The organism is Nocardioides pakistanensis, assembly GCF_054781215.1.
This window is the reverse complement of the sequence record NZ_BAAGUV010000002.1, coordinates 17384-30620: the sequence shown is the minus strand read 5'-3', so window position 1 is coordinate 30620 and position 13237 is coordinate 17384. Positions and strand designations below refer to the sequence as shown.

13 protein-coding genes are annotated in these 13237 nt (G+C 72.1%); 8 read left to right on the top strand and 5 right to left on the bottom strand.

Annotated features, from left to right (window positions below):
• Window positions 1-114 precede the first annotated feature (114 nt).
• Window positions 115-756: a hypothetical protein gene (locus tag ACYVIH_RS00165; protein ID WP_460864576.1), complete on the top strand. Its 642-nt coding sequence runs from the start codon at window positions 115-117 to the stop codon at window positions 754-756.
• Here the strand turns inward: ACYVIH_RS00165 and ACYVIH_RS00160 are convergent.
• Entirely contained in the window at window positions 753-4310 is a 3558-nt protein-coding gene (locus ACYVIH_RS00160) for an ATP-binding cassette domain-containing protein (RefSeq protein WP_460864574.1), read from the bottom strand. The genes ACYVIH_RS00165 and ACYVIH_RS00160 overlap by 4 nt on opposite strands.
• 147 nt (window positions 4311-4457) lie before the next feature.
• Between ACYVIH_RS00160 and ACYVIH_RS00155 the strand changes: the two genes are divergently transcribed.
• The gene (locus ACYVIH_RS00155) at window positions 4458-5324 is read left to right on the top strand and encodes an alpha/beta fold hydrolase (protein WP_460864572.1); all 867 of its coding nucleotides are present in this window, start codon (window positions 4458-4460) and stop codon (window positions 5322-5324) included.
• A 169-nt stretch (window positions 5325-5493) separates the two neighbouring features.
• On the opposite strand, the gene ACYVIH_RS00150 is transcribed toward ACYVIH_RS00155, so the two are convergent.
• Together ACYVIH_RS00150 and ACYVIH_RS00145 are read right to left on the bottom strand one after the other, a co-directional pair.
• Entirely contained in the window at window positions 5494-5892 is a 399-nt protein-coding gene (locus tag ACYVIH_RS00150) for a molybdopterin-dependent oxidoreductase (RefSeq protein WP_460864570.1), read from the bottom strand.
• Window positions 5843-6724 (bottom strand): cytochrome b/b6 domain-containing protein, encoded by an 882-nt coding sequence (locus ACYVIH_RS00145; protein ID WP_460864568.1) that lies wholly within the window; start codon window positions 6722-6724, stop codon window positions 5843-5845. Before ACYVIH_RS00145 ends, ACYVIH_RS00150 begins: the two co-directional genes overlap by 50 nt.
• A 546-nt stretch (window positions 6725-7270) precedes the next feature.
• Between ACYVIH_RS00145 and ACYVIH_RS00140 the strand changes: the two genes are divergently transcribed.
• From ACYVIH_RS00140 to ACYVIH_RS00130, 3 genes are read left to right on the top strand one after another with little or no spacing between them, the layout of a single operon-like run.
• Window positions 7271-7969 carry a hypothetical protein gene (locus tag ACYVIH_RS00140; RefSeq protein ID WP_460864567.1) on the top strand — a complete coding sequence of 233 codons (699 nt, stop codon included), beginning with the start codon at window positions 7271-7273 and terminating at the stop codon, window positions 7967-7969.
• Window positions 7970-8027: 58 nt separating this feature from the next.
• Window positions 8028-10037: a histidine kinase gene (locus tag ACYVIH_RS00135; RefSeq protein ID WP_460864565.1), complete on the top strand. Its 2010-nt coding sequence runs from the start codon at window positions 8028-8030 to the stop codon at window positions 10035-10037.
• Window positions 10034-10678 (top strand): response regulator transcription factor, encoded by a 645-nt coding sequence (locus tag ACYVIH_RS00130; RefSeq protein WP_460864564.1) that lies wholly within the window; start codon window positions 10034-10036, stop codon window positions 10676-10678. Before ACYVIH_RS00135 ends, ACYVIH_RS00130 begins: the two co-directional genes overlap by 4 nt.
• A gap of 54 nt (window positions 10679-10732) precedes the next feature.
• Here ACYVIH_RS00130 and ACYVIH_RS00125 read toward each other — a convergent pair whose 3' ends face one another.
• Window positions 10733-11434 (bottom strand): hypothetical protein, encoded by a 702-nt coding sequence (locus tag ACYVIH_RS00125; protein WP_460864562.1) that lies wholly within the window; start codon window positions 11432-11434, stop codon window positions 10733-10735.
• A 203-nt stretch (window positions 11435-11637) separates the two neighbouring features.
• On the opposite strand from ACYVIH_RS00125, the gene ACYVIH_RS00120 reads away from it, so the two are divergent.
• Genes ACYVIH_RS00120 through ACYVIH_RS00110 form a run of 3 tightly spaced genes read left to right on the top strand, consistent with a single transcriptional unit; the run spans window position 11638 to window position 12754 of the window.
• Window positions 11638-11874 carry a hypothetical protein gene (locus ACYVIH_RS00120; protein WP_460864559.1) on the top strand — a complete coding sequence of 79 codons (237 nt, stop codon included), beginning with the start codon at window positions 11638-11640 and terminating at the stop codon, window positions 11872-11874.
• Window positions 11871-12524, top strand: a complete 654-nt coding sequence (locus ACYVIH_RS00115; RefSeq protein ID WP_460864557.1) for an RNA polymerase sigma factor — start codon at window positions 11871-11873, stop codon at window positions 12522-12524. Before ACYVIH_RS00120 ends, ACYVIH_RS00115 begins: the two co-directional genes overlap by 4 nt.
• Window positions 12521-12754 (top strand): hypothetical protein, encoded by a 234-nt coding sequence (locus ACYVIH_RS00110; protein ID WP_460864555.1) that lies wholly within the window; start codon window positions 12521-12523, stop codon window positions 12752-12754. Before ACYVIH_RS00115 ends, ACYVIH_RS00110 begins: the two co-directional genes overlap by 4 nt.
• On the opposite strand, the gene ACYVIH_RS00105 is transcribed toward ACYVIH_RS00110, so the two are convergent.
• Window positions 12747-13127 (bottom strand): VOC family protein, encoded by a 381-nt coding sequence (locus ACYVIH_RS00105; RefSeq protein ID WP_460864551.1) that lies wholly within the window; start codon window positions 13125-13127, stop codon window positions 12747-12749. The genes ACYVIH_RS00110 and ACYVIH_RS00105 overlap by 8 nt on opposite strands.
• Between the last annotated feature and the right edge of the window lie 110 nt (window positions 13128-13237).

Sequence of the window (13237 nt, the reverse complement as noted above, 5' to 3'; positions counted from 1 at the left end):
ATGGACTTGTCGGACCAGATTCTCTTCGACCGAGGAGCCAGTCCGATGCTGAACCCACCCCAGGTTTCGTCCCAAACCACCCGCGTCGACCCGGACGCCTCACCCACTCATCGCATGGTCACGGCAGCAGCGCTCGCCGGCTCGGCCGTGCTGGTCGGCGTCGGCGGTCTCATCGCGCCGCCGAACGACGGACAGGCCGCCGGCTTGTACGACGTCGCGACGTCCGCGCCCGGCCGGCTGACCGCGGAGGCCGCCGTACTCACCCTCTCGTCCGTCCTGCTCGTCGTCGGCGTGATCGGGGCCGCCCGGGTGGTTCGCGGCCGCGGGGAGCGGCTCGCGTGGGTTGCCGCCCTCTTCGGCGTGATGGGCGCGCTCGGGCACGTCGCCTACGCGACCTTCTCCCTCGTCACGATCAAGATCGCAGACGCGGCACCAGCCCGCGACACGGCGATCGAGATCCTCGCCAGCGTCAACAGCGACGCCGCCATCGGACTGCTCGTGATGCCACTCATCGTCGCGTACGGGCTGTCGGTGCTCCTGCTGCCCGTGGCCTTCTACCGCCGAGGGCTCGTGCCACTCTGGGTCGTCGGCCTGGCCGCGGCAGCGTTCGCCCTCGAGCTTGCGGCTCCCGGCGATGTGCTGCTCGTCGCAGGGGTCAAGTACGCACTCGCCGCAGCGGCCGCGACGGTCCTGGCCTGGCGAGTCGCGCAGCTGTCCAGCTCCGAGTGGCGCAACCCGGCGAGCATCGGGCGCTAACCGGCGAGGTGGCTCCACGCAGGGGCGAGCTGGTGCCAGGGGCCGACGGCGGCGACCTCACCATCGACGAGGACCACGACCCGGTCGGCCTGGGCAAGGGCGGCTCGCTTGGCGGTGGCGCCGATGACGGTCCTCCTCCGCTCGCGCAGCGCCGCCCAGAGCTCGATCTCGGTGGCGGCGTCGAGGGCGCTGGAGACGTCGTCGGCGAGCAGCACCTCGGTGTCGGCAGCCAGCGCCCGTGCCAGCGCGAGCCGCTGGACCTGTCCGCCGGAGAGCCGGACGCCACGGTGGCCGACCAGGGCGTCCTTGCCGCCCGCCTCCTCGATGTCGCGTCCCAGCCGCGCGGCAGAGACGGGATCTTCGAACGCCCGCCGGTGGCCGAGCAGGACGTTGTCGGAGAAGCTGCCGGACAGGACCCGCGGCACTTGGGCGACGTGGGCGACCTGCGCGGGCCGGAGGAACGCCTGCGGATCGGTGACCTCCTGACCGTTCCAGCGCAGGACACCGGAGTGCTCGATCAGACCGGCGAGTGCCGCGAGCAGGCTGGACTTGCCGGAGCCGACCTGCCCGACCAGCAACACCAGCTCGCCGGCCTCCACGGTCAGATCGACGTCGCTGACGCCGATCGTGCCGTCGTCATGGATCGCCGAGAACCCGGAGAGCTCGAGTCGCTCCAGCGGGACGCGCCGGACCGGCTCCGGCTCCGGGGCGTCCCCGCTGACGAGGTCGACGTACGGAGGTAGGTCCATCAGATCGGCACCGGCGGCGAACCGGCTGGTCTCCTTCTGCCAGGCCCGCGTGCCCGGCGCCTCGGTGACCACCATCCCGGCGACCCGGCCGAACCAGTCGAAGCCGCCGACCGCGTTGGCCACCAGCAGCGCGATCGCCAGGCTCCACCCGTCCCAGAGGTAGATCGCCCACGCCGTCACGACGCCGCACTGCACCATGACCAGGGGCACGCCGTCGAGGAAGGCCTGCACCCGATGCTCCTTCACCGCGGCGCTCACCCGGCCCGAGTCGACGCGGCGGAGATGGGCGTGGACCTCGGGGATCGCCGCAGCCAGCTTGACCGTGCGCGCGGAGTCCAGCGCCGAGACGAGGGCACGGCCGAATCCCGCTCGGGCGGCGGACGAAGCCGCGGCCGAGCGGCCCGCGATGGGCCGGCCCAGCGTCGAGGCGAGCGCCGAGGAGACCATCACGGCGAGCAGCACGGCTCCGGCCATCCACGTGCCGGCGAGGAGCGCGGTGACGCTGGCGATGATCAAGCCGTTGACGAAGTCGACCCAGCGGTCGGCATACCGCGCGTAGCGGTCGGCGTCCATCGACCGTGCGACAACCTCGCCCGGCGGGGTCCGCGCAAGTCGGCGCTGGCTGGTCTGGCCGTAGAGCACCGCCATCCGTGCGCGCAGGAGCACCTCCACCCACCACCGGGGATACCGCCAGAACGCGTTGGCCAGCATGACGGGCGCGGCGAGCAGGCTGCCCACGACCGCGCAGGTCAGCCAGAGCGGACTCCCGCCGTCCCGGAGGTCCTCGACGACACGTCCCCAGAGCAGCCCGGTGAGTGCACCTTGGGCGCCGGTGAGGGAGGCGAGCAGGAAGAGTACGGCGCCCAGCACACCCCACGACGGACGCACCAGCAGCGCGTGCGCGATCCCGCGCGCCAGCGACGGCCCGGTGCCGACGTCCTCGATCTCCGGCGGCGGCCCGGAACGACGGCGTGCTCCCACGCCGCGGTGCTCGGACGCGGAGAGCTCCGCCGCGACCGCACCCTTGGCGTCGATGCCCTCCCCCGCGGGCAGGTCGTGGCCATGGTCGGTCCGGCTGGCCTCCAGCAGGTCGCGGAACGCCCCCGGGGTCATCGCGAGCTCGCTGCGGCTGCCCTGCTGGACGATGCGCCCTCGGTCGAGGACGGCCACCAGCTGGGCCCGCTCCATCGTGGACAGTCGGTGGGCGATCAGGATGCCCGTGCGGGCGGTGAGCAGTCGGTCGGCTGCTGCCACGACGCGGCGCTCCGTGAGCGGGTCCATGCGCGCGGTGGCCTCGTCGAGCACGACCACGCGCACGTCACGGACCAGCAGGCGGGCGAACGCGACGAGCTGCTCCTCCCCGGCCGAGAGCGAGGTGCCGCCGGGACCGAGGAGGGTGTCGAGGCCGTCGGGAAGACCCGCGACCCAGTCGTCCAGACCCAGCTCCGCCACGGCCGCCTCGATCGTGTTGCGCGGGACCTCGGCGAAGAGCGTGATGTTCTCGGCGAGGGTGCCCGCGAGGATCTCGGTGCGCTGCGTGACCACACCGACCGACCGCCGCAGTCGCTGGAGATCCAGGTCCCGGACGTCGGTGCCGCCCAGGAACACGCCGCCGCGCGGCGGCTCCATCGCGCGCGAGACGAGCGCGGCCAACGTCGACTTGCCGGAGCCGGTGCGGCCGACCAGGGCGACGGTCTGGCCAGCGGGCACGTGCAGGTCGATGCCCTGCAGCGCGAACGTGCCCTCGGCGTACGAGAAGTCCAGGCCGCGCAGCTCCAGGTCGAGGGGTCCCTCGGGAAGCGCGCTCCCGCCCTCCGGCTCCGGCGGGACCGAGAGCATCTGTCGCAGCCGGATGACGGCCCCGAGACCGGCCTGCAGGTCCGGCAGGTGGTTGGCCACCATCGCGATCTGCCCGACGAACGTCGAGGTGACCAGGAAGAGGGTCACCAGCTGAGCAACCGAGAGGTTCCCGCCGGCGGCCAGTGCCACACCGGCGACCGCGATGCCCGCCAGCAGAGCGTGGAGCAGGACGCCGGCACGTCGAACCAGGCGGCTCTCGATGTCGAGGACCGCCCTGAACTTCGCGTGCACGTCGGCGGAGAGCCGCGCCACGCGGCGGAGCACGTGGGCCTGACCCAGGCTGGTGCGCAGGTCGTCGCGGCCGGCGATCCCCTCCTCGAGCACGGCGGCGTGGTCGGTCCACGCCATCTCCTCGACGACCTTGCGGCGGGAGATCTCACCGAGCAGCGACCGGACCGCGAACCACGTCACGATGGCCAGCAGCGGGAAGAGGACGAACGACGGCCACCAGGTGAGGCCGGCGACCACCCACATCGGCAGGGTGCCGAACAGGGTGCGGGCCATCATCCAGAACTGCCACCGGACCAGGTTGCCGACCTCGTGGGTGTCGTCGTCGATCCGGTCGAGGACCTCGCCCACTGCCTGCTCGTTGAGCGCGGACAGCGGCTGGCGCAGTGCCGCCCGGAGCAGATCCTCACGGAGCCGACCTTCCGCGCGGTCGGACGAGCCGACCCAGGCGATCTTCCCGGCCGTGTCCACCACAGCGGCGCCGACGAGGCAGACCGCGAGCAGCAGGACCAGTCCCCGGGTCGGGTCCTCGGCGAGCCGCCCCGCCACCACGGTGCCGAGCGTCATCCCGACCGCGCCCACCGCTGAAGCGGCCAGTGCGGCGATCGCCACCGGGCTCTTCAGCCTCCGCGCGTCGACCCTGCGCGAAGGGTCGACCTCCGAAGGCGCCGAGCGTTGCTGGTCGGATGTGGCGGGTTCGGTGGCGATCGCTGTCATGGTCCGACCACGCTATGCCGGAGGACCGACGGTTTTCTCCTGATTTTCCGCCCCGAGGACGCGAGGAAGCTTGCACCGCGCAGAGTCGGACCGATGAGTTCCAGGCGCCTCACGGGTCAGGATGGGCACGAGCAGAAGGAGGCCCAGATGACCAAGGTGATCACCGGCACACTCGAGGTGCCCGGCGCAGTACTGACCTACGACGTCCACGAGCCGGAGACCCCGGGCGAACATCCACCCCTGTTCATCTTCGGCTCACCGATGGCGGCGTCCGACTTCGAGCAGCTCGTCAGCCACTTCACCGACCGCACGGTCATCACCTACGACCCCCGCGGCGCCGAGCGCAGCACGCTCACCCCCGAGGGCACCGTCACCGGCGAGCTGCACGGCGAGGACCTGCACCATGTCGTCGAGGCCGCGGGACTCGGACCCGTCGACGCGTTCGGCTCCAGCGGCGGCGCAGCGTTCGCCCCGCACTGGATCGTCGAGTTCCCCCAGGATGTCCGCACGCTCGTCGCGCACGAGCCGCCGCTGTCCACGATCCTCGAGGACCGCGAGATCGCAATCCGGGTGAGCGAGGACATCGTCGCGACCTACCGGCGCGACGGCTATGGCCCGGCGATGGCGAAGTTCATCCAGCTCGTCATGCACTCCGGTCCGCTACCCGACGACTACCTCGACCGGCCGGCGCCCGACCCCGCCGTCTTCGGCCTGCCCGTCGAGGACGACGGCTCGCGCGACGACCCGCTACTCAGCCGCAACCTCGCCATGCCACCCTTCGAGCCCGACCTCGAAGCGCTGCGAGCCTCGGCGGCCCGCATCGTCCCCGCGATCGGCGCCGAGGGCGAAGGCTCACTCGCCCGGCGAAGCGGTGAGGCGCTGGCCAAGGAGCTGGGCGTGGAACCCGTCGTGTTCCCCGGCGACCACGGCGGCTTCATCGTGAGCCCGATGTCGCCCGGCAACGACCCTGCTGCGTTCGCCGCCAGGCTTCGCGAGGTGCTCGACGGTGCGTGATCCCCGGGCTGCGAGCCCGGCGTTCGTCCACGTCGGCCACGGACAGCTGCAGCCGGACGCAGGCCTGACCGCCCGTCGAACATGCAGCTACGGCCTCTCGCGGTGCCCGACACGCCTGAGACCGTGGGTCCGAGCAGCTGGCTGCATGTTCGACGGACCCCGGCCGGGGTCAGATGCGGGCGTCCATGTCCTGGTAGCCGGAGTCCTCGCGGGTGCCACCCATGCCGTCGCCGACCTCGGTGTAGTCGCGGATCCACGACACCGAGCGCACCCACTTGACCATCTTGTAGCCGTGCATCGACTCGGTCCGCAGGCGCAGCGGGGCGCCGTACATGTCCGGCAGCGGCTCGTCGTTCATCCCCCAGGCGAGGATCGTCTCGTCCTCCATCGCCATGTCCTTGGTGAGCACGGTGTAGTACGGCTCGACCGGGCGACCGTCGTGCATGTGCTGGGCGGTGCCGAAAGACTCGATCATCACGTAGTTTGCGTCCTCGAGCGGCTCCACCTGGGCGAGCACGTCACGCAGCGGCACCCCGGACCACTTGGCGATGCCGGTCCAGCCCTGCATGCGTGTGCATCGTGATCTGGTCCTGGCTGGCGAGGGTCTTGAGCTCCTCGAGCGAGAACGACCTGGGCTCGCGGACCAACCCGCCGACCTCGAGCCGGTAGTCCGCGAAGTCGTTCTCGCGCAGCGTGACCCACTCCGGTGACTGCTGGAGGTCCGGTGGTCGGGTGTTGACCCAGTGGAAGGGTGAGATGTCCTTCTCGGTGAAGACCTGCTGCTTGCGCTGCCGCGAGGTCATCCGGTTCAGGAACAGCCGCTTGACCGGCGTCTGCAGTCCGTAGAGGACGCGCTGGCTCTTGCGCGGGTCGATCAGGGAGACGTACGACGCGGCGATCCACAGCGCCACCACCACGACGACGCCGATGATCACCCGGGTGACCGCCTGGCCGACCAGGGCGGGGTCGTACTCCTCGCCCATCATCATGTGCACCAGGTTGTGCTCGGGGTGTACGACGAACACCAGCGCGACGTGGGTGACCGCGAAGACGACGAAGGCCGCCATGCCCAGGAAGTGGAGCGATCGAGCGGCCTGACGACCGCCGAACAGCTTCGGGTACCACGGGTAACGGCCGACCACCGCCGGGGACATCACCGGCCCGGTCACGATCATCAGCGGCGCCAGCACGAAGACGACCAGGAAGTACATGATCTCCTGCAGCGCGTCGTACGGCTGGAAGTGCTCGATCGACGGGACACCGAAGCCGGCGTAGATCTTCAGCGAGTCCCACGCCTCGCCGAACACGTCCCACGACGTCGGCACGATCCGACGCCATTGGCCGGTGCCGAACAGCAGGACCACGTAGATCAGCCCGTTGAGCACCCACAGCACGGTCACCAGCCCGTGCCAGGCGCGACCGATGCCGATCTTCGCCCGGCCCGGCAGGCTGATCAGCGGGTGGAGGTCGCGCTGGTCGTCACGCGCGGTGAAGGCGCCGATCTCCGTGGGGACCTCGTCCTTGGTGAACTTCAGCCACTCGGTGCCGGGACCCGCAGTCGTTGCGCCAGTACAGCCGCGGGTGCGACGCGAGGATCTCCCACCCGGAGCGCACCAGCAGCCCGAGGAACAGGAAGTTGACCAGGTGGGTGACCTGCAGCCACCAGGGGAAGCCGAGCTCCGTCGAAGACGAGGCAGCCTGAAGATACGGCTCCATCCTCACGGCCCTCCATTTCCGATGCGTGGGTCCGTCGTGATGCCTGCTGCCGACCGTAGTCCTCTGGGTGGTCTAGTCCATCGCGACCCGCCGGGGACCCGCTTCGCTCCTGACGACCCCGCCCGGATTGGGACACCGACAGGTACAGCTGCACCATGTGCGCGACCCCTCGCACCGACCACCCTCGTCGTGACGGATCCGTCCAGGGATCCACCAGACGGGAGGTCGCCATGACCCAGACACTCCAGCCCCGGCTCGACTCACCGACCGCGGCGCCGTACTCCTCGCTGGTCCGGGTCGCCGCCGGCGCGTGCCTGGTGGCGGCGGCGGTCACCAACGGGCTCAGCCAGTACGCCGGCGACCTGGCGACGGGCGGTGTGGACTTCGCCGACCAGCTGCGGTGGGGGCTCGACCACCCGGTGCTGCAGCGCACTGAGCAGTCGTTGTTGGTCGTCAGCGCGCTGTTCATGCCGCTGGGCCTGCTCGGGCTCGCGCAGGTGACCCGGTGGTCGGCCCGACGGCTCACGCTGGTGGCGACGCCGCTGTTCCTCCTCGGCATGTGGGGGTTCGCCAACGTGCTGAGCATGGGCTACGTCACCGGCACGATCGCGCCGCAGCTGATCCCGGTCGGGCCGGCCACGACGCTGCACGAGAACCTCGGCTCCGACCCCGGCGCGGTGTGGCTGGCGCTGGTGCCGCACCTGGTCGGCTCGTTCTTCGGCGTCCTGCTCATCACGGTCGCCGCCTGGCGGTCGGGCCGGTTTCCCAGGCCGGCATGTGCGCTGGTTATCGCGTTCCTGGTGTGGGACTTCCTCCTGCCGAGCGCCGGGCCACTGGAGCCGCACCTGCTGCTCGCCGTCGGCTGGGCGTGGCTCGGCGTCGTGCTGATCCGCATGCCGCAGGCGGTGTGGGCAGGTGCCTCGCGGTAGCCGGCCGGTGGCGCAGGTTCCGGGGACGGGGGGCCCGGAACCTGCGCATACTGGCGCAATGGCGGGTCCCGAACACGCCCCCTCGCTGCGGCTCGCGCTCCTGGCGTGGCTGCTCGCGGCGCTGGCCACGGTCGCCGGTGTCCTCGCCGGAGGGCTCGCGCTCGCCGCCGGGGACCCGGTGTCGTGGAAGCCGCTGGCACTGCCGGCGCTGTGGTCGCTGCCGGGCGCGCTCATCGCCGCCGGCCGGCCGCGGATGGCCGTGGGCTGGCTGATGCTGTCGGTCGCACTGCTCTTCGCCGTGTCCGGCCTGGCCGAGTCCTGGGTGCGGTACGGCGACCCCGCCGCTCGCGCGACGGCGGTCTGGTTCGTCGACCGCGCCTCCGCCGTGCTGGTCGTCTGCACCTTCCTGACGCTGCTCCTCCTGCCCGACGGCCGGCTGCCGTCCCGGCGGTGGCGGCCGGTCGTCGTCGCCACGGTGACCGGGCAGCTGTTGCTCATCGGCGCCTGGTCCCTGGTGCGCGGACCCGCCGCTGCTCCGGACTCGTCGTGGCCGGCCCGGGTCGCGGACCTCGCCAACCCGGTGGGCGTGCTGCCCGCCTCCTGGGGCGGGCCGGTCGCCGGACTCGACTGGCTGCTCCAGGTCTCGTTGCTGCTGAGCCTGCCGGTGCTGTTCCTGCGGCTGCGGCGGGGGCCGGTCGAGGAGCGCAACCGGCTGGTCGTCGTACTCCTCGCTCTCGCGGTGTTCGTGACCGTCGTCGTCGTGGGCCGCGCAGCATGGCCGCCGGCGGCCGACCTGCTCGACGTCGCGGCCAGCCTGTTCCTCGCCGCGGTCCTCGTCTCGGCGGTGCTCCGCCGGCGACTGCAGGACGTGACGGTGGTGGTGCACCACACGTTCGTCTACGCGACGCTCGTGCTGGGCATCGCGCTGCTCTACCTGGCCGTGGCGGGGCTGATCGTCGCCGCCGGCCCCGACCTCCCGCCGTTCGGCACCGGGGTGGTCGCCGCCGGGGCGGCGCTGGCGGTGCTGCCGCTGCGCACCCGGCTACAACGGGCCGTCGACCGGCTGCTGCACGGCGACCGTCGGGACCCGTACTCTGCGCTGAGCCGGCTGGCCGAGCACGCCCACCGCGCGCCCACGCTCGACGAGCTGCTGCCGGCCGTCGCGGCCTCGGTCACAGCCTCCTTGCGGGTCGGCTGGGTCCGGGTCGAGGCGTTCGGGCACGCCGCCGAGCACGGTCGCCCCCACACCGGCGGCCCCGTCGTCCGCACACCGCTGCTGGCCGGCGACGCCGAGGTGGGCACCATCTCCGTGGCGCCACACGCGGGCCGTCGGCTCCGCGACGACGAACGCCGGTTGCTGGCCGAGCTCGGCCGGCACGCCGGCATCGCCGCAGACGCGGTGCGGCTCGCGACCCAGGTCGCCGAGCACCACCGCCAGGTCGTCGCTGCCCGCGAGGAGGAGCGCCGGCGCCTCGGCCGCGAGCTCCACGACGAGCTCGGTCCGGTCGTCGCGGGGTTGTCGATGCAGCTCGGGGCGCTGCGGCCGCTGGTGCGCTCCGACCCGGCGACCGTGGTCGACCGGCTGGCCAGGCTCGAGGAGGCTGCCTCCGGAGCGCTGGAGGGAATCCGTCGCGTGGCGCACGAGCTGCGCCCGCCGGTGCTGGATCAGGTCGGCCTCGACGCCGCGGTGCGGCAGCTGGCCGATTCGCTGGGGCTCGTGCTGGTCGAGGAGCGGCTCGCCCACGGGCCGTTGCCCGCGGCGGTCGAGCTGGCGGCGTACCGGATCATCGCCGAAGCGCTCGCCAACGCCGCCCGTCACTCGGGCAGCTCCCACGTGCGAATCTCCGCGCAGGAGGGGGACGACCTGCTCCTGGTCACGGTCACCGACGACGGCGCGGGGATCGACCCTGCCGCGGCGCCCGGCCTCGGGCTGGCCGGCATGGCCGAGCGGGCCGAGGAGGTCGGCGGCACCGTCGCGGTCCGGCCCGCCGAGCACGGAGGTACGACGGTCAGCGCGATCTTGCCACTGAGCGCGCAGACCGCGGCCGACGTGAGGACGGAGCCATGACCGTGCGCGTGCTCCTCGCCGACGACCATCCCGTCTTCCGCGACGGCCTGCGGTTCACGCTCGCCCAGGCACCCGAGGTCGGCGAGATCGACGAGGCGAGCGACGGCGACGAGGCGGTCCGGATGGCACAGGCGACGCCCTACGACGTCGTGGTCATGGACGTGCGGATGCCCAGGCTGGACGGCATCACCGCCACCCGCGCGGTGGCCGACACCGGCGCCCGGGTGCTCGTGCTGACGATGTTCGAGGACGACGACACGGTGCTGGCCGCGATGCGGGCCGGCGCCTCGGGCTACCTGGTGAAGGGCGCCGACGCGGAGCAGGTGGTGAGTGCGCTCACCGCGGTCGCGGCGGGGCACGCCGTGTTCGGCCCGTCGCTCGCCGGGCGGATTCTCGAGCAGTTCGGGCAGCCGACGGGGCCGGCCCCGGCACAGGCGGCGGCCGCCGTACCGGACCTGCCGGAGCTCTCCACCCGGGAGCAGGAGGTGCTCGAGCTGCTGGCTGACGGGCTGACCAACATCGAGATCGGCGCGCGGCTGTTCATCTCACCGATCACGGTGCGCAACCACGTCAGCCGGATCCTGGCCAAGCTGCAGGTCCGCGACCGTCGCGAGGCGATGCTGCGCGTTCGCCGGCAGTGAGCGCTCCCGGCAGCCGAGCCACCCGTGCTCGGGTGACCCGGCCACCCCGGGGGGTCAGCGGAAGCGTCGCGGGAACGCGCGGATGATGCCGCTGCTGAGGACGTCGGCCATGCCCAGGATGTGGCGGTGAATCCGGTCGTAGTCGGCGACGCTCTTGGCGTACTGCCCGCTCAGCTCGTGGCCCACCTCGGCGAGGGTGTGGTCGAGGTGGCCCTTCATCGCGGCACGCATGGCCTTGCGGGGCCAGTGGCGGGGGTTGGCCTTGGCGAGGAAGTCGGCGATGTCGTCGGCGTTGCCATACCACGCTGTGTTGGCCCGGTCGAAGGCCGCGCCGTCGCCGGCCTTGGCCGCCTGCAGCAGCTCGACCGCGATGCCGATGTGGTCCTCCAGGAGGTCGGTCAGCTCGTTGCCGGCAGCCCTGCCGTAGTACGGCTTGATCGCATCGCCGATGTCGGACTGGTTGCGCATCAGCCGAGCCGCGGTGGCGTCGAAGCCGGCGGCGCCGTCGGCGAAGGTGACGATCGCCAGCCGGGTCCAGGTGATGTGGTCCTCCCACAGCTTGCGCATGCGGTCCTGGAAGGCCGCCTTGGACATGGTCCTGGCGGAGGTGGCAGTCCCGGCGTGGCGGCCGTCGTGGGCCGCGGACGGCGAGTGCCCGGCGTCGAGCACGCCGGTGGCCAGCGCAGTGGCCAGCGCCAGCCCGGCGAGCAGGGTGGCAAAGCCGCGGCGGCGCAGGGGCAGGGTGGATGGGCTCATCGGTGTCTCCTCGGGTGTGGGAGCCGGAGCGCCGGTCGGCTCGCCGGCGCGGGGCCCGACCCGACGTTGACCCCACGCGTCGCGGGCGCAGATGATGACGAAGTCGAGAGGGCCATGACGTGTTCGTGTCGTCAGCCGCAGGGTTCTTACCCGCGCCGGTCGGGTGGGGTAAGAGCACGCCGGTGCGGCGACACTCACAGGGCATGACCCTTCACAAGGCGCAGGCCGCACCGGGGTGCAGCGGCGGTCCGCCGATCGACGTACAGGACTGGCGCCGGTGCCGGCTGCTCGAGGCCGGCTTCCCCGCGAGGCTGGCCGACGCCGTGGCGTCCGACCCGCGGTTCGACCTGCACGCCCTGCTCCAGCTGGTCGATCGCGGCTGTCCGCCTGAGCTGGCGGCGCGCATCGTGGCGCCCCTACCTCCCGAGGTGACGCGATGACCGCGGCCGAGCCGAGCACCACCGCCGTGGCGCCGGCGACCTCCAACGAGACCTGGCTGACGGACCTGTCCGACGACGGGCCGGCCGGTGACCTGGCGCTGCGCCGGCTGCGTGAGCTTCTGTTCCGGGCGGCGAGGCATCAGGTCTGGCGGCTGCGTGACCTCCTGCCGGGAGCCGGCGCCGCCGATTTGGAGGACCTGGCCCAGCAGGCCGCCGACGACGCCCTGGTCGCCGTGCTGCGCCGGCTGGGTTTCTTCGAGGGCCGGAGCCGCTTCACCACCTGGGCGTTCAAGTTCGCCATCCTGCACGCGGGCGTCGCGGTACGACGCCAGGCCTGGCGGCACCGCGAGGTCGCGCTGCCCGACACGATGACCCTCGTCGACCCCTCGCCGACGCCGGCGGCACTCTCGGAAGCCTCGCAGCTCGCGCGGGCACTCCAGGCCGCGATCGCGAGCGAGCTCACGCCGCACCAGCGGCGCGTGGTGCTGGCACTGCTGGTGGACGAGGTGCCGATCGACGTGCTGGCCGAGCGGCTGGGCAGCACCCGCAACGCCCTCTACAAGACCCTGCACGACGCCCGGCGCCGGCTGCGCGCTGCGCTGAGCGAGAGTGGCCTTCTCGAGACGCAGCCCGATCGGAGGCCACGATGACCGAGCCGACCCGCTCCCTGAGCGCCGAGACGATCGACGAGCTGCTGCTCGAAAGCGACCCCTACCTGTCGTGCGACGAGTGCTTCGCCCAGGTCGACGCCTACGTCGAGCGTCGCATCGACGAGCCTGACTACGTGGACCCGGCGATGGAGGCCCACCTGGCCGGGTGCGGCGCCTGCGCCGATGAGGCCGAGGCGCTCCGCGAGCTGCTCGAGCAGGACCTCAGCTGACCCACTGGACCAGCTGCCACACGATGCCGTTCGGGTCGCCGAACTGGCAGTAGCGCTCGCCCCACGGCTCGGTCTCGGGCGGGGTGACCACCCGGGCACCCTCAGCCGCGATCCGGTCGAACTCGGCGTCCAGGTCCTCCACGACCAGCGCGAGGAGCAGCCCCTGGCCGGCGGGTCCCGCGATCTCGGCCGGCTTGAACGTCGACAGCCCGGTGGCGAGGAAGATGACGTTGAAGCCGCCATCGGGATGCCTGAGGGACACGAAACCCTCGTCAGCCATCGCCTCCTCGAACCCGAGGTGTGTCTTCGCGAAGTCCGCGGACGCCGCGACGTCGGGGACGTTCAGCGAAACAGCGGTGTCGGTGACCTTCATCAGAGCCCTCCGTCCCCGGCAGTCGAGCCCGACCCCGCTGGTCGGGTCCGTCGAGACCGCCGGACGATAAACTGTGTACGTCGTACAGTGTAATCGCCGACACAAACAGA